This is a genomic window from Novosphingobium sp. P6W, assembly GCF_000876675.2.
Classification (GTDB): domain Bacteria; phylum Pseudomonadota; class Alphaproteobacteria; order Sphingomonadales; family Sphingomonadaceae; genus Novosphingobium.
In genome coordinates, this window is the sequence record NZ_CP030353.1 from 977,417 (window position 1) to 1,000,214 (window position 22,798).

Annotated in this window: 15 protein-coding genes; 12 read left to right on the forward strand and 3 right to left on the reverse strand. The window is 64.5% G+C overall.

Translation table 11 applies throughout. The features are described from left to right. Positions 1-165 precede the first annotated feature (165 nt). Entirely contained in the window at positions 166-582 is a 417-nt protein-coding gene (gene arr / locus TQ38_RS20645) for an NAD(+)--rifampin ADP-ribosyltransferase (RefSeq protein WP_043977352.1), read from the reverse strand. A gap of 78 nt (positions 583-660) precedes the next feature. Beyond that, the gene (locus TQ38_RS20650; protein WP_052505844.1) at positions 661-1,353 is read right to left on the reverse strand and encodes a TetR/AcrR family transcriptional regulator; all 693 of its coding nucleotides are present in this window, start codon (positions 1,351-1,353) and stop codon (positions 661-663) included. A gap of 173 nt (positions 1,354-1,526) precedes the next feature. On the opposite strand from TQ38_RS20650, the gene TQ38_RS20655 reads away from it, so the two are divergent. The 10 genes from TQ38_RS20655 (at position 1,527) to TQ38_RS20700 (ending at position 16,807) form a co-directional block, all read left to right on the forward strand. Further along, entirely contained in the window at positions 1,527-4,049 is a 2,523-nt protein-coding gene (locus TQ38_RS20655; protein ID WP_043977353.1) for a TonB-dependent receptor, read from the forward strand. A gap of 101 nt (positions 4,050-4,150) precedes the next feature. Further along, entirely contained in the window at positions 4,151-6,466 is a 2,316-nt protein-coding gene (locus tag TQ38_RS20660; RefSeq protein WP_052505848.1) for an arylsulfatase, read from the forward strand. Positions 6,467-6,905: 439 nt separating this feature from the next. Further along, on the forward strand, positions 6,906-8,477 hold the full coding sequence (locus TQ38_RS20665) for an aldehyde dehydrogenase (NADP(+)) (protein WP_043977354.1): 1,572 nt from the start codon (positions 6,906-6,908) through the stop codon (positions 8,475-8,477). Between the two features lie 19 nt (positions 8,478-8,496). Next, positions 8,497-10,281, forward strand: a complete 1,785-nt coding sequence (locus TQ38_RS20670; RefSeq protein WP_205316178.1) for an IlvD/Edd family dehydratase — start codon at positions 8,497-8,499, stop codon at positions 10,279-10,281. 155 nt (positions 10,282-10,436) lie between these two features. Further along, positions 10,437-11,579 carry a fumarylacetoacetate hydrolase family protein gene (locus TQ38_RS20675; protein WP_370059825.1) on the forward strand — a complete coding sequence of 381 codons (1,143 nt, stop codon included), beginning with the start codon at positions 10,437-10,439 and terminating at the stop codon, positions 11,577-11,579. Between the two features lie 24 nt (positions 11,580-11,603). Beyond that, positions 11,604-12,395, forward strand: a complete 792-nt coding sequence (locus TQ38_RS20680) for an SDR family NAD(P)-dependent oxidoreductase (protein WP_043977357.1) — start codon at positions 11,604-11,606, stop codon at positions 12,393-12,395. Next, positions 12,379-13,257, forward strand: coding sequence for an SMP-30/gluconolactonase/LRE family protein (locus TQ38_RS20685; RefSeq protein ID WP_043977359.1), 879 nt, complete (start codon positions 12,379-12,381; stop codon positions 13,255-13,257). The genes TQ38_RS20680 and TQ38_RS20685 overlap by 17 nt, the downstream gene beginning before the upstream one ends. A 57-nt stretch (positions 13,258-13,314) precedes the next feature. After that, entirely contained in the window at positions 13,315-14,754 is a 1,440-nt protein-coding gene (locus TQ38_RS20690) for a sugar porter family MFS transporter (RefSeq protein WP_240198168.1), read from the forward strand. Beyond that, on the forward strand, positions 14,751-15,596 hold the full coding sequence (locus TQ38_RS20695; protein ID WP_052505845.1) for an aldose 1-epimerase: 846 nt from the start codon (positions 14,751-14,753) through the stop codon (positions 15,594-15,596). Before TQ38_RS20690 ends, TQ38_RS20695 begins: the two co-directional genes overlap by 4 nt. A 134-nt stretch (positions 15,597-15,730) precedes the next feature. Further along, a complete protein-coding gene (locus TQ38_RS20700) occupies positions 15,731-16,807 on the forward strand; it encodes a LacI family DNA-binding transcriptional regulator (protein ID WP_043977363.1) in 1,077 nt (358 codons plus the stop codon). A gap of 19 nt (positions 16,808-16,826) precedes the next feature. Here TQ38_RS20700 and TQ38_RS20705 read toward each other — a convergent pair whose 3' ends face one another. Continuing rightward, positions 16,827-18,947: an alpha-glucuronidase family glycosyl hydrolase gene (locus TQ38_RS20705; RefSeq protein ID WP_043977365.1), complete on the reverse strand. Its 2,121-nt coding sequence runs from the start codon at positions 18,945-18,947 to the stop codon at positions 16,827-16,829. Positions 18,948-19,168: 221 nt separating this feature from the next. Between TQ38_RS20705 and TQ38_RS20710 the strand changes: the two genes are divergently transcribed. Together TQ38_RS20710 and manD are read left to right on the forward strand one after the other, a co-directional pair. After that, positions 19,169-21,568 carry a glycoside hydrolase family 3 N-terminal domain-containing protein gene (locus TQ38_RS20710; RefSeq protein ID WP_043977366.1) on the forward strand — a complete coding sequence of 800 codons (2,400 nt, stop codon included), beginning with the start codon at positions 19,169-19,171 and terminating at the stop codon, positions 21,566-21,568. Between the two features lie 11 nt (positions 21,569-21,579). After that, on the forward strand, positions 21,580-22,791 hold the full coding sequence (manD, locus tag TQ38_RS20715; RefSeq protein WP_043977368.1) for a D-mannonate dehydratase ManD: 1,212 nt from the start codon (positions 21,580-21,582) through the stop codon (positions 22,789-22,791). Positions 22,792-22,798 lie beyond the last annotated feature (7 nt).

The window sequence follows — 22,798 nt, forward strand, 5'->3', positions numbered from 1 at the left end:
ATTGCCGCCAAAGTTCAAGCAAACGCGGCGCCAGACGCAGGCACCTCGAATCGGCTAACGCCTCATCGAACCTGCCACGCGCGGCCGACAATCTGATGGCACGGGTGGGCGGCCTCTATACAGGCGATGCCGCTCGCCACGAGGTTCAATCCCCTTGTGACCCGGTCAATCGATGATGATGTCTTTTCCTTCCGCTTTGAGCCGCGCAAGGCCCTCCTTCCGCTGCTGCAACTGCTCCGCCGGGTGGCCTTCCCAGCGCGTAATCTCGGCAATTATCCGCAACGGCTCACGCGAGCGATAGGACATCGTCGGATTGCCGGGGAACTTCTTGTCGGTCAGGTTCGGGTCATCGACGATCGCACCGGTTGGCTCGACGACGTAAATTCTTGGCCCACCCTCGCCTCTCGCCAGTTCGGCGCCCCATATCGCTGCATCCAGCGTGCTCGTGAAATAGACCCATGACAAGGGCGCGGCCTCGGTGAAATTCGATCCATAGCCAACGCGTATCAGATCTCCGGGCGCCAGATCCGCCCGGGTGCCGTGAAAGTAAGCCTGCGAAAAGATGGTGGCAGCGACTGTCATGAATAAGTTCCCTGATGCAAATCGAGCTACCGGCAGGGATGAGCAGCGATAAGTAGCTGGTTTGGCGATATTCAGCCGTCAGCCGCAGCTGCTTTCGAGGCCAGCTACGGCCATGGCAAGCGCGACGTCGAAGCGATTGCGCAGTTGCTCAGGCTCGCGTTTCTGCAAACTCTCGTTGTCTGAAAGCACCATCATGTTGATAACAACAAGATAGGACAGCGCGATACGATAATCTCCCAGATAAAGATCCTCTGCCGCCACCATTCGGTTGATACGGTCCAGAAGCCATCTGAGGTTAGCATTGAGGTCGGGGCGTGTGTCGCCAGCATGCGGCACGCCGACGGGCCGTTGTTGGAGCAGGTACTTACTCATGAACGCCGCGTAGGTGTGACGGCCGTCGTCATCGGTAAGATCCAAGATTGGCTCGCACAGAATCCGCATGAGGGTGTGAAGATCGAACGGCCCCCCGTTCTCTTCCAGCTTCGCAATCGCCGCGCCGCGCGGGCCTTCCATCTGCCAGACGCGCCACGCAAATATTGCCTGCACCAGCGCCTCACGATTGCCGAAGTGATACTGCACCGCGTTGGTATTCCGGTTACCCGCCGCCTGCGCGATCTCCCGGAAGGAGACGCTTTCGATCGAGCGCTGGGCATAAAGCGATTCGGCCGCCGCAATGATGCGAAGCTTAGTCTCGTCGGCGAAGTGTAGGGGAGCCTCGGTCACGTTGCGTTCCGTACACAAAATTCGCGAGAATTCCAGTTCGCGCGGCACCGGCCTCTCCTTTCGCACAGGCGTTTCATATCGTCCCGGGCACCTGCGTCACTCACCAACCAGTCATTGACCACCCTGTCAATTAAAACAGGTGCGTTATTCGAATTAACGCATATGTTTTAATTACTGGCCGCACGCAGGACGGCCTAGAAAAATAGCTGGGAGATGATGACATGCCTCGACAGAGCCGGGCAGCGCCCATTCGCCGCCGCACCATGTATCGTTGCATACTTTTGGCAGCCACGGCGGGGATTGGCCTGAGCCATTCTGCGGTGGGGCAGGCTCAGGCAACTCAAGCGCAAGAAGCTGAAACCGGCGGCATCGGCGACATCATCGTCACCGCCCGCAAGCGCCAGGAAACGACGCAGGACGTGCCGGTTTCGGTCGTCGCGATCAGTGCCGAGCGCATGCAGCAGTACGACCTGAGCAACCTGGAACGCGTCGCGGCGCAGACGCCGTCATTCTCGATCGGGCGGACGCCATCGGGTTCGGGGGCGACGCTGGTTCTGCGCGGCATTGGTTCGAACACGACCTCGATCGGGCTGGAGCAGTCGGTCGCAGTGATCGTCGACGGTGCTTATTACGGGCAAGGCCGCACGATCAACGAAGGCTTCTTCGATCTTGGCCGCCTGGAAATCCTCAAGGGCCCGCAGGCGCTGTTCTTCGGCAAGAACGCCACCGCCGGCGTCGTTTCGATCACCACCGCCGATCCAGGCGACAAGCTGGAGATCGTCGCCCGCACCGGATACGAATTCACCGCCAAGCAGGTCTATGGCGAGGCGATCGTCTCCAGCCCGCTGAGCGATACCCTGGGCATTCGCGTGGCGGCACGCGCCTCCAAGCAGTTCGACGGTTACTACAGGCAGCTCGGCACGGCCCAGCCCTATCCAACGATCGACCGTACTTCGACGGCAGTTCCAGGCACGACCACGGTCCACACCTCGGGCCCTGCCGGCGACGGCCGCGCCAAGGAAGCGTACATCCGCGGCACCCTCAAGTGGGAGCCGACCGATACGCTTACCGCCGTGCTCAAGGCCAACTACGGCATCAACGAGAACAATAACCCCGCCGCCGGATCGGTGGTCTACTATTGCCCGACCGGCGCGCTTGCCAGCAACCCGGCGATCGCCTGCAGCCGCCGCTTCGCCTCGTCGGCGAACCGCACGCCTACCGATATCGCCGCCAGCCTGCCCTATTCCAATCGGAATGGGCAGCAGGGCGATCAATACAAGTCCTGGGCTGTCAACCTTGGCCTGACGTGGGCGATGGACGACCTGACGATCTCGTCGGTGACCAACTACAACTGGAACCGCAACACCTTCCAGTTCGATGGCGACAGCGTTTCGCGCGCAGGGGCACCGGGCGTCTTCGCGACCGAGAATTCGACCTGGCACGCCTTCTCGCAGGAAGTGCGCGCACAGACCAGCCTGGGCGGGTTCTGGGATGCGATGGTCGGCGGTTACTACCAGTCGACGATGCGCGACTATAACGCATGGACGGCATCGGGCGGGCTTGAGAACAGCGCGGCGACGCTGGGCTTCCGGCGTTATCTGGCCAATTCCAAGGATTCGCAGACCAAGGGCCAGACCTTTGCGATGTTCGGCCAATTCATCGTGCGCCCGATCGACAAGGTCGAGATAGCCGGCGGCGTGCGTTATACCTCTGAAAGCAAGGACAGCTACTTCCTCCAACCCTATTCGCACCCGATCCGAGTGGCGCAGGGCATCTTCCTGCCCGGCGTGACCTTGCGCTCGAACCAGGACTTCGAGGACTGGTCGCCCGAAGCCACCATCACCTACAAGCCCACCAGCGACATCACGATCTATGGTGCCTACAAGACCGCCTACAAGTCCGGCGGCTTCTCCAACTCGGGTATCTACAGCCCCAGCGCGGGTCTGGCCGATTTCGAATTCGACCCCGAAAAGGCCAAGGGTTTCGAAGCGGGCATCAAGACCACCTGGCTCGACCGCCAGCTTCGCCTCAACCTGACCGCGTACAACTACAAATACGACAACCTGCAGCTCGACTTCTTCCGGTCCGACATCTTCGCTTTCACCACCATCAATGCGGGGTCTGCCCGGACCAAGGGGATCGAGTTCGAATTCCAGGTCGCCCCCCGCGCGCTCGACGGGTTCGATCTGCATGGCAGCGTGAATTACAACCGCGCGCGTTATGGCGATGCGCCGGGCGCGCCGTGTTGGGCAGGCCAGACGCGCGGGGAAGGATGCAACCTCGTCTACGTGGCAGCGACCGACAGTTCGCGGCCGTTTAATGCCGCGACCGATACCGCCGCCAACCGACAGAACCTGAGCGGCCAGCCGACCGCCAACGCCCCTGACTGGACCGGCAACCTTGGCGCCACGTACGAAGCGCACCTCGAAAGCGGGGCCAAGTTCGCGATGGGCCTCGATGCCCGCTACAGCGGCAGCTACATCGCCACCGCTTTCGGCAATCCATATACCCGGCAGAAGCGCTACGTGTCGCTGGACGGGACGATTTCGTTCACTACGGCGGACGAGCACTGGCAGCTCCAACTCATCGGCAAGAACCTGACCAACCGCTTCTATGCGATCGGCGGCAACGACACGCCCAACAGCGGTTCCGGCACCGGCTCCAATGCCGGCGTGGTGGCAGACCAGACCGGCTTTGCAAGCCTGCCGCGTACCGTCCAGGCGCAGGTGACCTTCCGCTACTAATTCCCCCCATCCTCCCCTCGAGGGTCTCCGGCCGCCATCATGGCGATCACCGGAGACCCGCCTTTTTCGTGGGAGGAGCGAATGCCAAGAAGGATGTGATCATGACCAGATCGTCGCGCCTGTGGGCTGTTTTGCTTACCACGTCCGCGCTGGCCTGCACCGCGCCGGCAGTGGGACAGGCGATAAGCGATACCGTGGGCCGGACCGTGGAGACGACCCACGCCCCGCGCTGGCCCTCTGAACCTGCCGCTCCCAAGGGGGCGCCCAACGTGCTGGTCATCCTGACCGATGATGTCGGCTACGGTGTCAGCAGTGCGTTCGGCGGTCCGGTGGCGACGCCGACGTTCGAAGCGCTGGCCAGGCAGGGTCTGCGCTACAGCCGGTTCAACACCACCGCGCTGTGTTCGCCCACCCGCGCTTCGCTGCTGACGGGGCGTGAACCGCACAACGTGAACATGGGCAACGTCACCAACCTGCCCACCGGCTACGACGGTTACACCACCGCCATCCCCAAGACCGCCGCGACGATCGCGCAGATGCTCAAGGCGGGCGGGTACAATACCGCCATGCTGGGCAAGAGCCACCTCACGCCCGAATGGGAGATGAGCCCGGCCGGCCCGTTCGACCGCTGGCCCACGGGTCTTGGTTTCGAGTACTTCTACGGTTTCCTGTCAGCCGACACCTCCTTGTGGAATCCCAACCTGGTCGAGAACGAGAAGGCAGTCGAACAGCCTGACGATCCGACCTATCACTTTGAAAAGGACATCGCCAACCACGCCATCGGTTGGCTGCAGGCGCAGCAGGCCGCCGCGCCGGAAAAGCCGTTCTTCATGTATTATGCTCCGGGCGCCGCGCATACGCCTCATCAGGCACCCAGGGAATGGCTCGACAAGTACAAGGGCCGTTTCGACCAGGGCTGGGACAAGGTGCGCGAGGAAAGCTTCAAGCGCCAAAAGGCGATGGGCCTGATCCCCAAGGACTCGGTCCTGTCGCCGCGCCCGGAATCGCTGCCGGCGTGGGATTCGCTCGATGCCGAGCACAAGAAGATTTCCGCGCGGCTGATGGAAGCCTACGCGGCCACTGTCGCCTATTCCGATTTCCAGACCGGGCGCGTCATCCAGTCGCTGCGCGACAGCGGCCAGCTCGACAACACGATGGTGGTGTTCATCGAGGGCGACAACGGATCGAGCGCGGAAGGCGGGCTGGATGGCCTCGCCTTCGAACAGTCGGCGATCACCGGTCACAAGGAGAGCTTCGCTGAACTCGCCTCGCATTATGACGACATCGGCGGGCCCAACGTCTACAATCACTTCCCGGCGCCTTGGGCCTGGGCAATGAACAGCCCCTATCCGTGGTGGAAGCAGATCGCCTCGCAGGCGGGCGGCACGCGCAACGGCATGGTCATCTCCTGGCCCGCGCGGATCAAGGACAGGGGCAGCTTCCGCACCCAGTATGCCCACGTCAGCGATATCGCGCCGACCATCCTGGAGGCTACCGGGATCAGGGCCCCCGACACGGTGGACGGGATCAAGCAGCAGTCGATCGACGGCATCAGCCTCGCCTACAGCTTCGCTGCGCCCAAGGCTCCCTCACAGCGCCGCACACAAGTTTACGAGATGATGGAGAACTTCGGCATCTATCACGATGGCTGGATGGCCGGCACCCTGCCCAAGCGCATGGCTTGGGAAGTTGGTGTGGGCGAAGACCGGAAGTTGAGCGTTGGGCCAGACAATCGCAAGTGGACACTGTTCAACCTGGACAAGGATTTCACCACCGCGCACGACCTATCTGCCAGCAATCCGGCCAAGCTCAAGGAAATGCAGGACCTGTTCTGGAAGGAAGCGGCGGCCAACCATATCCTGCCGATCCACGACTACAGCGAAGGCGCGGCCGGCCGGCCGACGCTGGGCGGCAATCGCAGCCACTTCGTCTATCGCGCGCCGCTCAGCCGCCTGAACGAGGACGCGGCGCCGCACACCATCGGCAAGTCGTTCACTATCGATGCGGACGTCGAAGTCGGCGCGAATGCCAAGGGCGTGTTGGTAACACAGGGCGGCCAGTTCGGCGGCTATGCCTTCTACCTCAAGGAGGGCAAGCCGGTGTTCCATTACAATGCGGTGGGCACCGACCAGTTCACCATCCGGAGCGCCAGCGCGCTTGGCGCCGGCCGGCACAAAGTCACCGCAGCGTTCAAGGCGGACGAGGCGCAGTTGGGGGCGGGCGGCACTCTCACCATAAGCATCGACGGCAAGGCGGTGGGCAGCGGGAGGATCGGCCGCACCATCAGAGGTTGGATGTCGCACACCGAAGGCTTTGACGTGGGGATGGATACGATCACACCGGTCAACACCGATTACACCGTAGCCGATAGCCGCTTTTCCGGGACGATCCGACAGATCGACATCTACCTCAAGTAACGGGTGCGGTTTTGCCGCTGATCACGGTTCCGTAACTGGCGCCCAAGGCTCCATGCGAAAAACCTTGGGAGCCAGCCACTTGGGTTATGCAATCAACGCTTCCAAAGTGACTGCATCCGGGGATGCCCGAATGATCTGATCCCAAGCGCAACCTTCACAACGGGATCGAGCGTTTCTGCGCCAAGGAAGCGCCTCTTCGCCAGATCTACGCAGTAGATTTTGCCATTTCTGGCCCGCCCCGAGCGGACTGGGGGATGAGGAGACGCGCACCGCCTACAAGTGGATTGACAGTATCGAAGGCTGAGGATAGCGCTATCATTCTGGAGAATGATGGTAGCAACCACCGCTGAGTCTTCGATAAGACCCGCTGGTGATTTCCTGCCGCGATTTGTTCTCCAGTGCACAAGTGGGCTGAGTCCCATACTCGAGGGGAGAGAACATGATCAACGGCGCCATCCTCATCGGCCGCAGCGAACTTCATACCGAATCCGGCTACCGTGCCATCAACCCGGCGACAGGCGAGACGCTGGAACCGGCCTTCACAACCGCTGGTCTGCCCGAAGTCGAGCGCGCCTGCGCGCTGGCCGACCAGGCGGCGATCCCCTTCGCCGAACTCAACCCGGAAACCCGCGCGGTCTTCCTCGAGACTATCTCCGACCAGATCATGGAAATCGGCGACCAGCTGATCGAGCGCGCCATGGCCGAGACCGGCCTGCCCCGCGCCCGCCTCGAAGGCGAGCGTGGCCGGACCACCGGCCAGCTGCGCCTCTTCGCGCAAGTCCTGCGCGAAGGCAGCTGGGCCGGACTGACGATCGACCCGGCCCTGCCCCAGCGCACGCCCCTGCCCCGCCCGGACCTGCGCGTGCGCAAGGTCGCGCTAGGCCCGGTCGTCGTGTTCGGCGCCAGCAACTTCCCGCTCGCCTTCTCGGTGGCGGGCGGCGATACCGCTTCGGCCTTTGCCGCCGGTTGCCCGGTCATCGTCAAGGGCCACTCCGCGCATCCCGGAACCGGCGAACTCGTCGCGCGCGCCGTCCAGCGGGCCGTGGCGCTCTGCCACTTGCCCGAGGGCACGTTCTCCTACCTCCCCGCCACGCGTGAGGCAGGGACCGCGCTCGTCGCCGACCACCGCGTCAAGGCGGTCGGCTTCACCGGCTCGCGCCCCGGCGGCACGGCGCTGATGCGCACCGCCGCCGCCCGCGCCGAGCCGATCCCGGTCTATGCCGAGATGAGTTCGATCAATCCGGTGGTCCTGTTCCCCGCCGCTCTCGAGGCCCGCGGCGAGGCACTCGGCGCCGCTTTCGTGCAGTCGCTGACGCTGGGCGCGGGCCAGTTCTGCACCAACCCCGGCCTCGTGATCGCGATTGACGGCCCGGCGCTGGACACCTTCCTCGCCTCTGCCGCCGAGACGATGGGCGCCAGCGCCGCGCAGGACATGCTGACACCGGGCATCCACTCTGCCTTCGCGCAGGGCGTCGAGGCGCTGGCGGGCCACGGCGCCGTCACCACGCTTGCGCGGGGGCTCGAACCCAAGGGGCCGCATCAGGCGCAGGGCGCGCTGTTCAAGACCGCCGCCGCCGACTTCCTCGCCGACCCGGCACTCGGCGCCGAAGTGTTCGGCTCCTCCTCGCTCGTCATCACCGTCGCTGACATGGACGAGGCAACCTGCGTAATCGCCGCGCTGGAAGGCCAGCTGACCGCCACGCTGATCCTCGACGCCGAGGACGAGCCGCTGGTGGCCAGGCTGCTGCCGACGCTGGAGCGCAAGGTCGGCCGCATCCTCGTCAACGGCTGGCCGACCGGTGTCGAGGTATGCCACGCGATGGTCCACGGCGGGCCGTTCCCCTCCACCTCGGATGGGCGCACCACCTCGGTCGGCGCCATGGCGATCGAGCGTTTCCTGCGCCCGGTCTGCTACCAGAACATGCCCACGGCGCTGCTGCCCGAGGGCCTGGACGACGCCAATCCCTGGAAAGCCCCGCGCCGCATTGACGGCGTGCTCAAGCTCGCCTGACGGGCACACTGGAGAGACGATGATGGACGAGCCGACAGCGCAGCGCCGCTTCCGTTCGCAGGACTGGTTCGCCGATCCCGAACGGTCGGACATGGTGGCGCTCTATCTCGAGCGTTTCATGAACTACGGCATCACCCCGGCCGAACTGCGGTCGGGGCGCCCCATCATCGGCATTGCCCAGTCGGGCAGCGACCTCAGCCCCTGCAACCGGATCCATCTCGACCTCGCCAAGCGGGTGCGCGACGGGATCCGGGACGCCGGCGGGATCGCAATGGAGTTCCCGGTCCACCCGATCTTCGAAAACTGCCGCCGGCCGACCGCCGCGCTCGACCGCAACCTCGCATACATGGGCCTCGTCGAGATCCTTTACGGATACCCGATCGACGCCGTTGTGCTGACCACCGGGTGCGACAAGACCACACCCTCGCAGGTCATGGCCGCCTCCACGGTCGACATCCCTGCAATCGTCCTGTCCGGCGGGCCCATGCTCGACGGCTGGCACGAGGGCGAGCTGGTCGGCTCCGGCACCGTCATCTGGCGCAGCCGGCGCAAGCTGGCAGCGGGCGAGATCGACGAGGAGGAGTTCCTCCAACGCGCCTGCGACAGCGCGCCTTCTGCCGGGCACTGCAACACGATGGGCACCGCCTCCACCATGAACGCGGTGGCCGAGGCGCTTGGCCTCTCCCTTCCCGGCTGCGCGGCGATCCCCGCGCCCTACCGCGAGCGCGGGCAGATGGCCTACGAGACCGGCCGCCGCATTGTCGAGATGGCGCACGAGAACCTGCGCCCCTCGGAAATCCTCACGCGCGACAGCTTCCTCAACGCCATTCGCGTCGTCAGTGCCATCGGTGGGTCCAGTAACGCACAGCCGCACGTCATGGCGATGGCGCGCCACGCGGGCGTCGAAATCCACGCCTCCGACTGGACCGAACATGGCTACGACCTGCCGCTGATCGTCGACATGCAGCCCGCCGGCCGCTTCCTCGGCGAACGCTTCCACCGCGCGGGCGGCGTGCCCTCGGTAATGTGGGAGCTGCTGGGCGAAGGGGTGCTCGCAGGCGACTGCCTCACCGTCACCGGCAAGACCATCGCGGGCAACCTGACGGGCCGCGAGGCCCGCGACCGGGAGGTTATCCGCCGCTTCGCGGAGCCCTTGCGCGAAAAGGCGGGCTTCCTGGTCCTGGCGGGCAACCTGTTCGATTTCGGCATCATGAAGACCTCGGTCATCAGCGCCGACTTCCACGCCCGCTACCTCTCGCGCCCTGGTGAGGAAGGGCGGTTCGAGGCGCGCGCGATCGTGTTCGAGGGCGGCGAGGACTATCACCACCGCATTAACGACCCCGCGCTGGAGATCGACGCGAACTGCATCCTCGTCATGCGCGGCGCAGGGCCGCAGGGTTGGCCAGGCTCGGCCGAAGTGGTCAACATGCAGCCGCCCGATGCCCTGATACGACAAGGCATCCAGTGGCTGCCGACGCTGGGCGATGGGCGGCAATCGGGCACGTCGGACAGCCCCTCGATCCTCAATTGCTCGCCCGAAAGCGCTGCGGGCGGCGGGTTGTCGTGGCTGCGCACCGGCGACACGATTCGCATCGACATCAACAGCGGCAGCTGCGACGCATTGGTGGACGAGGCCGAGATCGCGCGCCGCAAGACCGAAAGAGCCCCTCCGGTGCCCCAAAGCCATACCCCGTGGGAAGAACTGTTCCGCGAGAAAACCGGCCAGATGGCGGACGGCGCGGTCATGGAAATGGCCGTGAAGTACCGCCGCATTGCCGAGAAAACGCCGCGCCACAACCATTGACGAACGGAAGCGGCGGGTAAGCCGTCGCGGCGTGGATTGACATTGAACGATGCTGTGATAGCGCTCCCATATACCTGTCAATGTAGATGGGACTGAGATCAACAACCGGGGCGGAAATCGCACCTGTTCGATCATAAAAACAATGGATGCCTGACATGACTGATCTCCTTTCCCTGCTTCCGGCCGACTGGATGGACGGCCTGTTTCTTGGCCGCCTCGATCTCGGGGATGGGGCTACCCCGGTACTGTTGAGCGCCGGCATCGTGTACGACATGAGCCGCGTTGCGCCGACCGTGGCGGACCTTGTCGACAGCGGCGCCTTCGACCCTGCGGCGGGCCAGGCCCTCGGCACCGCCGAAGACGTGCTGGCGCGCGCCGAACTGCTCAGCCCTATCGACCTGCAGTGCGTGAAGGCAGCGGGCGTCACGTTCGCCGTCTCGGCGCTGGAACGTGTGATCGAAGAGCGCGCACGCGGCGATGCCGACAAGGCGCAGGCAGTGCGCGGCGGACTGGAGGAGCGCATTGGCGGCTCGATCCGCTCGGTCGTGCCCGGCAGTCCCGAGGCTGCGGCGCTCAAGGACGCGCTGATCGAAGATGGCATGTGGTCGCAGTACCTCGAAGTCGCGATCGGGCCTGACGCTGAGATATTCACCAAAGCGCCCGTGCTTGCCACGGTAGGAGCCGGCGCAGCCATCGGCGTGCGTTCGGATTCGCACTGGAACAACCCGGAACCCGAGATCGTCGTGCTTTCCGACGCGCGCGGCAAGGCTGTCGGCGCGACGCTTGGCAACGACGTTAACCTGCGTGATTTCGAAGGCCGCTCGGCGTTGCTGCTGGGCAAAGCCAAGGACAATAACGCCAGCTGCTCGGTGGGTCCGTTCGTGCGTCTGTTCGACGAGGGCTACACCATCGCTGATGTCGAGAACGCACAGGTTCTGCTGCGCATCGAAGGGCCGGAAGGGTTTCTGCTCGAAGGCGAGAGCCGCATGTCGGAAATCAGCCGCCCGCCGCTCGACCTGCTGCGCCAGTGCTTCTCGGAGCACCAGTACCCGGACGGGTGCGTGCTGTTCCTGGGCACGTTGTTTGCGCCGACGCAGGACCGCGATGCTCCCGGACGCGGCTTCACGCACAAAGTGGGGGACGTGGTGACGATCTCCAGCAAGCGCCTTGGTACGCTCGTCAACACGGTCACCACCTCGCGCGAGGCGCCCGCATGGCAAACCGGCATCGCCGCGCTTTACCGCAACCTTGCCGCGCGTGGACTGACCGGAACCGTCAAGGCCGATGCAGTTGCTTGAATATCTGACTTGCGAAGGACCGCCATGTTGACCACCACGACCCCTTCTCCCACCGTTCAGACCGCGCGCTATCCCTCGCTTGCCGGCAAGGGGGTGTTCGTCTCGGGCGGCGGCTCGGGGATCGGCGCCGCGCTCGTGGAAGCCTTCGCGCGGCAGGGTGCGAATGTGTTCTTCGTCGATATAGCCGCCGCCCCTTCCGAGGCACTGGTAGCCAGCCTGGACGGAGCTGTGGACTTCACGCCCCGCTTCGTGGCGGGCGACCTCAAGGACCTGGATTTCGTCAAGACGCAGATTGCGGCGGCTCACGAGGCGATGGGCGGCCTCGATATTCTCGTCAATAACGCCGCCAACGACGACCGCCACGCGATCGAAGACGTGACTCCGGAGTACTGGGACGAGCGTATGGCGGTGAACCTGCGCCATCTGTTTTTCGCAGCGCAGGCGGCCGTTCCCTTCATGCAGAGCGCCGGCGGCGGCGTGATCCTGAACTTCGGATCGATCAGTTGGCACCTCGCGCTCGACCAGCTCACGCTTTACCAGACCGCCAAGGCCGGGATCGAAGGCATGACCCGCGCCATGGCCCGCGAACTGGGTGAGCGGAACATCCGCGTTTGCGCGATCGTCCCCGGCAACGTCCAGACACCCCGGCAGGAAAAGTGGTACACCCCCGAGGGCGAGCAGGAAATCCTAGACGCGCAGTGCCTCAAGGCGCGCATCCAGCCCGACGACGTGGCCGCACTGGCGCTGTTTCTTGCCTCCGACGATGCACGTATGTGCACCGGACACGAGTATTTCGTCGATGCTGGCTGGCGCTGAGATGACCCCGCAGGTTGCCTGCAGGCTGGGCGCGGCGCTGGGCGAAGGCCCGATCTGGGACGCCGGCCAGGCGTGCTTGTGGCTGGTCGACATCAAGGGCCACACGCTCCATCGCTTCGATCCGGCGACCGGGATGTGTGAGAGCATCGACGCTCCCGAGGAGCCAGGCTGGGTGTTCCCGCTGGCAGACGGCGGTTTGCTGGTTGGCGCGAAGGCGGGCGTGCATCGCTTCGCGGACGGCGCATTCGCATTGCTCCATGCGGTCGAGCAGGACATGCCCGGCAATCGCCTGAACGACGCCGCCGTCCATCCGGACGGCTCGGTCTGGCTTGGCACCATGGACAACGCCGAGGAAGCGCCAAGCGGTGGTTATTATCGCCTGCACCAAGGCTCGTTGACCGCGCTTTCGCCCGAGCCGATGGTCATCACCAATGGCCCGGCCTTCTCGCCCGACGGCGGGACGGTCTACCTCGTCGATACGCTGGAACGCGTGATCCTGTCCGCGCCGGTGGGGGCCGATGGATACCCGGAGACGCCCCGTCTGTTCGCACGCATTCCAGAAGGCATGGGCTACCCGGACGGCCCGGTAGTCGATAGCGCTGGCACCGTCTGGGTTGGCCTGTTCGGCGGCTGGGGCGTGGCCCGCTTCGCGCCGGACGGCACGTTCCTGGGCCGGGTCGAATTTCCGGTCGCGAACGTCACCAAGATTGCGTTCGGCGGCCCCGACCTGACCACAGTATACGCAACGACCGCGCGTAAGGGGTTGTCCGATGATGAACTCCCTGCGCAACCTGCCGCCGGAGACCTGTTCAGCTTTTCCGTGGGGGTTCCAGGTATCTTGCCAAGGCATCCCGTGACCTGAAATCAGGCACACCAAAAAGCGCGCAACGACAATAACATGGGAAGAGGAATTGAACGGATGGCCATGGTAGATATTGGCACGGCACAAGGCGGCTTTGCCCCCGAGGGCAAGGTCAACATGGCCTTCGTCGCCATGATCGTCGCAGTGGCGACAATCGGCGGTTTCATGTTCGGCTACGACAGCGGCGTCATCAACGGCACCCAGGATGGCCTGGAAAGTGCCTTCGATCTGTCCGCACTGGGCACTGGCCTCAATGTTGGCGCGATCTTGCTTGGCTGCGCGGTCGGCGCCTTCGTGGCGGGCCGTCTGGCCGACGTCTGGGGCCGCCGCAGCGTGATGATGATCGGCGCGGCCCTGTTCGTCGTGAGCGCGTTGGGCGCGGGCGCTGCGACGTCCTCACTGTTGTTCATCATTGCGCGCTTCATTGGCGGTATCGGCGTCGGGGCCGCCAGCGTGCTCGCACCGGTCTACATCAGCGAAGTCACCCCGGCTTCGATCCGAGGACGACTGTCGAGCCTCCAGCAGATCATGATCATCACTGGTCTCACGGGTGCCTTCGTCGCCAACTGGGCGCTGGCGAAGCACGCTGGAAGCAGCACCGACCCGCTATGGCTGGGCCTTCCGGCCTGGCGGTGGATGTTCTGGATGCAAGTGATCCCGGCAGTCATCTATCTGGTCGCGCTGTTCATGATCCCGGAAAGCCCGCGCTTTCTTGTCGCGCGTGGTCGCGAAAGCGAGGCGCAAGCGGTGCTGACGCGAATCTTCGGACCCGCCACGGCTGCTACGATGGTCGCGGACATCCGCGCCAGCCTGGCCGGCGACCACCACCGCCCCAGGTTCGCCGATCTCAAGGACCCGAAAACCGGCCGGCTGCGCAAGCTGGTCTGGGCGGGTATCGGCATCGCGGTGTTCCAGCAGCTCGTCGGCATCAACATCGTATTCTACTATGGTGCGGTGCTGTGGCAGTCTGTCGGCTTTTCCGAAAGCGACGCGCTGCTGATCAACATCCTGTCCGGCACGCTGTCGATCCTTGCTTGCCTCGTCACGGTGCTGCTGATCGACAAGCTCGGGCGCAAGCCGCTGCTGCTGGTCGGCTCGGCGGGCATGGCGGTGACGCTGGGGACGATGGCCGTCTGCTTCGCGACCGGCAGCTTCACCGAGGGACATCTGGTCCTTTCGGACAGCGTCGGCACCGTGGCGCTGATCGCGGCCAACGGCTACGTCGTGTTCTTCAACCTGAGCTGGGGTCCCGTCATGTGGGTGATGCTGGGTGAAATGTTCCCCAACCAGATCCGCGGTTCGGCGCTGGCGGTATCGGGCTTCGCGCAGTGGATCGCCAACTTCTCGATCTCGGTGAGTTTCCCCCCGATGGCCGCCGGGCTTGGCCTGCCGTTGACCTACGGGTTCTACGCGATGAGCGCATTCCTCTCGTTCTTCTTCGTGCGTGCCATGGTCACCGAGACACGCGGCCGGACGCTTGAGGAGATGGCTGCTTGATTCAGCTGCGATCCGGCAGCAGCGAAGCCACGCTGCTGCCGCACCTCGGCGGCTCTATCGGCGGGTTCTGGGTGGACGGCCGGGCGATCCTGCGCCCGGCGCCGCAGAATACCGCGAGCCCGCTCGATGCCGCCTGCTTCCCGCTGGTCCCTTACGCCAACCGTATCGCCGGCGGACGCTTCAGCTTTGCGGGGGAGGACTATGCCCTGCCCCGCAACGTTGCAGGTTTCGAGCATCCGATCCATGGCCTAGGCTGGATCATGCCATGGGTGGTAAAGACGCAGGAGAACGACCGCGCGATCCTCGCCTGCATGCATTCAGCCGACGAACATTGGCCATGGGACTGGTCCGCCACGCAGACCTTCGTGCTGGAGGACGGCGCACTGCAGGTGACGCTGGAGGTGACCAACCACTCAGGTCGCGCCATGCCCTGCGGCCTTGGCCAACACCCTTACTTCGTGCGCGACCCCGGTGCATCGCTGACCTTTGCCGCATCCGGGGTATGGATCAACGAAGACACGATCCCCAGCACAACCGCCCCGGCCGATGCCTTTGGCGCTTTTGTGCAAGGCGCCGTGCCCGATCCCGCAAGCCTGACCGACAATTGCTGGTTCGGCTGGCAAGGGACCGCTGCCTGGGACGGCAGGGTGGTGTTGTCCTCGTCCGACAGCCGTTTCCTTCACGTCTTCGCGCCGCCGGGCGAAGATTCCATCTGCCTGGAACCCACCAGCCAGATGCCGAACGCTTTCAACCAACCGGATTTCGCGGCAGCGGGCGGCACTGTCGTCGAACCCGGAGACAGTATGAGCTTGGGCATGACAATCCGGGTTCATCCGGCTTGACCCTCCGTTTTCCCGTCTCCCGAGAAGCTTCTACCTAAGCCCGGACTGGTGAAACCGAAGAAAAATTGTAATAGGCCGTCGCGAGGCGCAATTTTCCAACGGGCGCGCCGCGGCAAAAGGGAGAATGTGCTCGCGTGACGAAACAGGGGACGAGCCAGCCCAAGCGGCGCACTGCCCGGCGATCGCGGTCCGCCGTGACCATCGCCGACGTCGCCGAACTGGCTAGCGTCTCCCTCATGACCGTCTCGCGGGTTATGAACGATAAGGCCAGCGTAAAGGAGGAGACGCGCGCGCGCGTGCTCAAGGCGATCAAGGAACTGAACTACTCGCCCAGCGCCGCCGCCCGCAACCTCGCCGCCGCGAACGAGATGCGTCTTGGCCTGCTCTACAGCAATCCCAGCGCCGGCTACCTCAATGAGTTCCTGGTGGGCAGTCTCGACCAGGCCAACAAATTGAACGCCCAACTCCTCGTCCAGCTTTGCGACAACGAGGAAGACGTGAGCAACACTGTCCGCCGCCTGATCGACAGCGGCGTGGACGGGATCATCCTGCCCCCGCCGCTGTGCGACAACCAAGTCATCCACGAGCAGCTTTTCAAGAGCGGCACGCCTGCGGTCGTCGTTGCGTCAAGCCGGCCGTCGACGGCGATTTCCTGCGTGAACATCGACGACCGGAGCGCGGCCAACGCGATGACCCGCCATCTCGTCGAACTGGGACATGCGCGCATTGGCTTTATTATGGGCAACCCCAACCAGACTGCTGGCGCGCGCAGACTGCAAGGCTACCTCGATGCGCTGACCGCCAACGGACTTGCGGTGGATGACGACCTCATACTCCCGGGGCTGTTCACCTATCGCTCGGGCGTCGAGGCTGCGCACCGCTTGCTTGAGCGCCCCCACCCGCCGACCGCGATCTTTGCCAGCAATGACGACATGGCGGCGGCGACCGTCAGCGTGGCGCACCGCCTGGGCTTCGACGTGCCGGGCGACGTTACCGTGGTCGGGTTCGACGACGCGCCTCAAGCCATGTTTACCTGGCCCGAACTGACCACGATCCGGCAGCCGATCGCCGAGATGTCGCGCACCGCCGTCCAGCTTCTGGCCGAGGAAATTCGCAGCCGCCGCGAAGGGACCGCCTTCACCCCGAAACACGTCCAACTGCCCTTCGAATTCGTCCGGCGCGAATCCGACTCACCGCCGCCCAAGCGGTGAGGCTGAAACGCGCCGGGGGTTAGTGCGCCTGGCCCGGAGCCAAGGGGAAGCGCTGCGCCTTGTACCACGCAAGCTCGTGTGCCGGTGCAGCGCTGCCGGTGGGAAGAGAAAGCCCGTTCACCGACATCCAGTATGCCAGGCTCGCATCGCGCCACCAGCGCGCTTCTTTCACTTGGATCTGGAGATAGGCCGCGGTTTTGTTCCAGCGCTCCTCATCGACCAGACCCTTCACGTCGCGCCACTGCGCCTGCATCCGCTCCACCGTGGTTACACCCCGGTCGTACTGACTAACCATCTGTTCCCATAGAGTACGCCCGGACTGCATCTTCCAGTCCCACGGGAGATGATGGAACCAGAGCAACTGCTCCTCCGGCGTTGTGCGCGGATCAGCCAGGCGCCGGGCGACCGCTGGCGCATACTGGGCAATGGCGTTGCTGCCGGTGCGCGTCCTGTCGAAGCCGATCCCGTTTCGATCGGCCTTGTGGTAATATGTCGGATTCCACTCCGGCCGCGCCAGATCGTCCACCCATGGTCCCGGGCCGTAATGGTGTCCGGTATCCATCAGGTGTGCCAGGCCAAGGGGGCCTGTGTAGTCCACCAGCGCCTCGCGCGATTCCATCATGATCGAAGTTGCCGCATCCACCACACGCGGGTCGGCGCCGAAGGTCTGCTCTGCCCATTCGCGCGCGATCACGTCCGCGGAAAGTGCCGGGTTCCATGCCAGGCGGCCGAAGGCATACCAGTTCGCCTGGTTGAACGTGGAGCCGGACCAGTCACGGTCGCGGCCGATGTTGGCCACCCCTGCCATGCCGCTCAGATCATGGCCGTCCAGCGCACCGTCGACGACTTTCGCCACAGTCGAACCCTTGCCCCTGGTGCGGGTATCGGCATCGAGCACTTCGGTGAATAGCGGGCCCAGGTAGGCCAGGTGCGTGGCAAACCCGAGATATTCCTTGGTGATCTGCAATTCCAACATCATCGGCGTTCGAGGCATGGCGCCAAACAACGGATGGAACGGTTCGCGCGGCTGGAAATCGATCGCGCCGTTCTTCACCTGTACCAGCACATTGTCAGCGAACTTACCGTCGAGCGGGCGAAACTCGGTATAGGCCTGCTTCGCGCGGTCATCGGGATCGGTCTCGGCGTAGACGAAGGCGCGCCACATGACGACGCCCCCGTGCGGCGCGACGGCGGCAGCAAGCATGTTCGCCCCTTCCGCATGGCTTCGGTGATAATCGCGTGGCCCGGGCTGTCCTTCGCTGTTCGCCTTGACAAGGAAGCCTCCGAAATCGGGGATCGCACGATAGATTTCCGCAGACTTCGCCTGCCACCACGCCGCAACCTGCGGGTCGAGCGGGTCGGCCGTCTTGAGCCCGCCCAATTCGATCGGCGCGGAAAAGCGCGCCGAAAGGTAGACTTTGATTCCCCAAGGCCGAAACACTTCGGCCAGTGCCGCAGCCTTGGCGATATAGGCGGCGCTCAAGCTCTCCGGCTTGGCGTTGACGTTGTTGAGAACGACGCCGTTTATGCCGAGCGACGCATTCGCGCGGGCATAGTCGGTATAGCGCTGGTCCTTGAAATCCGGGAGCGTCCACCAATCCCACAGCGACTGCCCCGCGTAACCGCGCTCCACGCTGCCGTCGAGGTTGTCCCAATGGTTCAGCACGCGCAGTTTCACTTTCGGCGCGGACGCAACGTTTAGCTGCGCAAGATCGGCGCCGGTTCTTTGCGCTCTGATTACCGCGAAAGCGCCATAGAGCACGGCCGTATCGGTTCTGCCCGTAACCAGCAGCGAAGGACGTCCGGCAATCGTGGCTGGCCGAATGAGGTAGCCTTCCGTGCCCATGCCAGCTGTCGCCAGCCGTAGCGATGCCAAGGCAGGATCATCCGCCTTGGCCAGCACGACCGGCAGCGCAGACGCCTTCAGGTCACGCCGCAATTCGTCCCCGGCAATTCGCAACGTGGGCGAATCGGAAAGAATTTTAACGTCGGGTACGGCGGTTCCTGCGGCCGAAGGCGCCAACCACAGATCATACCCGTCGTTCGCCCGAGCCATCTCGGGCATCGCTGCGGTAGCAAAGATACAGCCTGCCAGCCCAGCCGCCGTCAACGCGCCGATCCGCGACAATCGCCTTTTCATCGCATCCCTCTCTCAAAGTTGCCTGCCCAATACGGTTGACAAGCTTTGCTGTTGTTGTGAGAGATAGCGCTATCACACATATGTCGCGCCGATCAACGCTGTTTGACGGATCGGTGCAAGACAAGCCGGCACAGGCATTGGGAGTATAGGAAATTGGAACGCGGCCCCACACCCGACCGATACACAACGACGATGCGTAAGACATCGACGGACGACGTCGCATGACCATACGCAGGAGTGTTTCGCGCTCGACGATTTCCCGGCGCTCGCTGCTCGGTTGGAGCGGTAGCGTATCGCTGCTCGCCTTCGTGCCGGTGGCCGCCCGTTCGGCCACGCCGCTTTACAAGGACTCACGGGCGCCCGTGGATCTGCGCGTCAATGACCTTATGGCACGCATGACCCTGGACGAGAAAGTCGCCCAACTCGTCACGCTTTCCACCAGCAAACGCGACGTGATGGACGCCGATCGGGCGTTCGACCCGGTTCGCGCCAGCAAGGCCTATCCACACGGCATAGGGCAGATCGCGCGTCCATCCGATCGCGGCGGCGCGGCGACCGCCAACAACACCGGAACCGAGGTCACCGGCCGCTGGCGCAAGCCCGCCGAGACGATCGCCTTCGTCAACGCTACCCAGAAATGGGCGCGCGAACGGACCAGCCTCGGTATCCCCGTGCTGTTCCACGAGGAATCGCTGCACGGCTACATGGCGCCCGAAGCAACCAGTTTCCCGCAGGCCATCGCCATGGCCGGCAGCTTCGATCCCGCACTGGTTGAGCGCGTCCAGTCCGTAATTGGCCGCGAGGTCCGCGCCCACGGCTCAACTCTGGCACTCTCCCCGGTCGTCGACATCGCGCGCGATCCGCGTTGGGGCCGCATCGAGGAAACCTTCGGGGAAGACCCGTACCTTTGCGGAGAAATGGGCGTTGCCGCCGTGCTGGGGCTGCAGGGTCCGGGCAAGGAACTGGCCGAGGGCAAAGTCTTCGCTACGCTCAAGCACATGACCGGCCACGGCCAGCCCGAGGCGGGCAACAACGTGGCCCCGGCGCCGCTGGGCAAGCGCGAACTTTACGAATCCTTCTTTCCGCCGTTCCGCGAAGTCGTTCGCCGCACCGGCATCGCCGCTGTCATGCCCTCGTACAATGAGATCGACGGCATCCCCAGCCACGCCAACCGCTGGCTGCTGAACGACGTGCTGCGGGGTGAATGGGGCTTCGATGGCGCCGTGGTCAGCGACTATGCCGCGATCGGAGAACTGGCGAGCTTCCACCACATCGCCGCCGATATCGAGGGTGCCGCACGGCTTGCGCTTCATGCCGGCGTCGATTGCGACCTGCCCGACGGGGAGGCCTACCGCTCCCTGGCCGATCAGGTTCGCAAGGGGTTGGTGCCGCTCTCCGCCGTAGACGCTGCCTGCCGCCACATGCTGACGCTCAAGTTCGGCGCCGGCATGTTCGAAGCCGGGCCGGTCGATCCCAGGGCTTCGGCCAAACTCACCGCCAACGCCGAAGCCCGCGCGCTGGCACTGGAAGCGGCGCGCAAGTCGATCTGCCTGCTCAAGAACAGCGGCGTGCTGCCGCTGGCGGCCGGAGCACAGAAGCGCATCGCGGTCATCGGCCCGAACGCCAATGTCACCCGCCTCGGCGGCTATTCGTCGGAACCGCGTTCGAGCGTGAACCTCGTCGAAGGCATCAAGGCGCGCGTGGCAGGCAAGGCCGAAGTCGTCTTCGCGCAGGGCGTGTATATCACCGGGAGCGAGGACCGCTCGGCCAACGAAGTGCTGCTGGCCGACCCGGTGAAGAACCGCGCGCTGATTGCCGAGGCCGTAGAGGTGGCCAAGACCAGCGACGTGGTGGTGCTCGCCATCGGCGACACCGAACAGACCAGCCGCGAAGGTTACGCGAAAAACCACCTCGGCGACCGCACCGACCTCGATCTCCTGGGCGAGCAGAACCAGCTTTTCCGTGCGCTCAAGGCAGTCGGCAAGCCGGTGGTCGTCGTTGCACTCAACGGCCGCCCGCCTTCGTGGCCGACTGTGGCCGCCGAGGCCGACGCGATCCTCGAATGCTGGTATCTTGGCCAGGAAGGCGGCACCGCCATGGCAGAAGCCCTGTTCGGGGACGTCAATCCCGGCGCCAAACTCCCGGTCACCGTGGTCAAGGACGTCGGGCAGGTGCCCTTCTTCTACAACCACAAGCCCTCGGCCAAGCGCGGCTATCTTTTCACCGAAACGGCGCCGCTCTATCCGTTCGGTTTCGGGCTCAGCTACACGACATTCGCCATCGGCGCGCCGAGCCTTTCAGCACCGCGCATCGGCACGGCGGGCACTGTGACGGTCTCGGTGGACGTGACCAATACCGGCCAGCGCGAAGGCGATGAAGTGGTGCAGCTCTATGTCCACGACCAAGCCGCCAGCGTCACGCGCCCGGTCATGGAACTGCGCGGCTTCCGCCGGGTCACGCTCAAGCCGGGGGAAACCCGCAAGATCGAGTTCACGCTCGGCCCCGACGATTTCAGCCTCTGGAACGAGGACATGCGCGAAGTCGTCGAACCCGGCCTGTTCGATATTCTGGTCGGCGCCAGCAGCGCCGATCTCAAGACCACCACCCTCGAAATTGCCTGAGGATTCCCGCAATGCCCAAGATCGTCGATGCCAAAGTCATCATCACCTGCCCGGGACGCAACTTCGTCACGCTCAAGATTACCTGCGACGACGGCACCACCGGCGTCGGTGATGCCACGCTCAACGGCCGCGAACTCTCGGTCGCCAGCTACCTGAGCGACCATGTAATTCCCTGCCTGATCGGCCGCGACGCGCACCGCATCGAGGATGTCTGGCAGTACCTTTACAAAGGCGCCTATTGGCGTCGCGGCCCGGTGACGATGACCGCCATCGCCGCCGTCGACGTGGCGCTTTGGGACATCAAGGGCAAGATCGCCGGCCTTCCGGTCTACCAGCTGCTCGGCGGTGCCAGCCGCGAGGGCGTGATGGTCTACGGCCACGCTAACGGCACCAGCATCGAGGACACCATCGCTGTCGCGCTGGACTACCAGAAGCAGGGCTACAAGGCGATCCGCCTGCAGTGCGGCGTGCCGGGCATGGCCTCCACCTACGGCGTCTCCAAGGACAAGTACTTCTACGAGCCCGCCGACGCCGACCTGCCGACCGAGAACGTCTGGAACACCGCGAAGTACCTGCGCGTCGTGCCTGAACTATTCAAGGCCGCGCGCGAAGCGCTGGGCTGGGACGTGCACCTGCTGCACGACATTCACCACCGCCTCACCCCGATCGAGGCGGGCCGCCTCGGCAAGGATCTGGAGCCCTATCGCCCATTCTGGCTGGAAGACGCGACCCCTGCCGAAAACCAAGAAGCGTTCAGGCTGATCCGCCAGCACACCACCGCACCGCTGGCGGTGGGCGAAATCTTCAACTCGATCTGGGACTGCAAGGACCTGATCCAGAACCAGCTGATCGACTATATCCGCGCCACCGTGGTTCACGCGGGCGGCATCACGCACTTGCGCCGCATCGCCGCGCTGGCCGATCTCTACCAGATCCGCACCGGCTGCCACGGCGCCACCGACCTCTCGCCGGTCTGCATGGCTGCGGCGCTGCACTTCGACCTCTCGGTGCCGAACTTCGGCGTGCAGGAGTACATGCGCCACACGCCCGAGACCGATGCGGTATTCCCCCATGCGTACACGTTCGAGAACGGCATGATGCACCCGGGCGAAGCGCCCGGCCTGGGGGTCGACATCGACGAGGAACTCGCCGCCGGCTACGAATATAGCCGCGCCTTCCTGCCCGTGAACCGCCTCGAAGACGGCACGATGTACAACTGGTGAGCACGGT